Here is a 562-nt window from a genome sequence, read left to right on the forward strand (position 1 = left end):
GAGAAATCTTTCTGTCTTAAGAGTAATTAGCAATGGCTTCCTCAGTTCTTTCCTCAGCAGCAGTTGCCACCCGCAGCAATGTTGCTCAAGCTAACATGGTTGCACCTTTCACAGGTCTTAAGTCTGCTGCCTCATTCCCTGTTTCAAGAAAGCAAAACCTTGACATCACTTCCATTGCCAGCAACGGCGGAAGAGTGCAATGCATGCAGGTGTGGCCACCAATTAACATGAAGAAGTATGAGACTCTCTCATACCTTCCCGATTTGAGCCAGGAGCAATTGCTCTCCGAAATTGAGTACCTTTTGAAAAATGGATGGGTTCCTTGCTTGGAATTCGAGACTGAGAAAGGATTTGTCTACCGTGAACACCACAAGTCACCAGGATACTATGATGGCAGATACTGGACCATGTGGAAGCTACCTATGTTCGGATGCACTGATGCCACCCAAGTGTTGGCTGAGGTGGGAGAGGCGAAGAAGGAATACCCACAGGCCTGGGTCCGTATCATTGGATTTGACAACGTGCGTCAAGTGCAGTGCATCAGTTTCATTGCCTCCAAGCC

1 protein-coding gene is annotated in these 562 nt (G+C 47.9%); it reads left to right on the plus strand.

Annotated features, from left to right (window positions below; translation table 11 throughout):
• Window positions 1-32 precede the first annotated feature (32 nt).
• Window positions 33-562: ribulose-1,5-bisphosphate carboxylase small subunit (locus H4I94_RS16190; RefSeq protein WP_261183730.1), on the plus strand; the 530-nt coding region annotated here is incomplete at its 3' end.

Origin of the sequence: Acinetobacter sp. T_3_1 (assembly GCF_025377055.1) — a bacterium.
GTDB classification, from domain to species: domain Bacteria; phylum Pseudomonadota; class Gammaproteobacteria; order Pseudomonadales; family Moraxellaceae; genus Acinetobacter; species Acinetobacter kookii.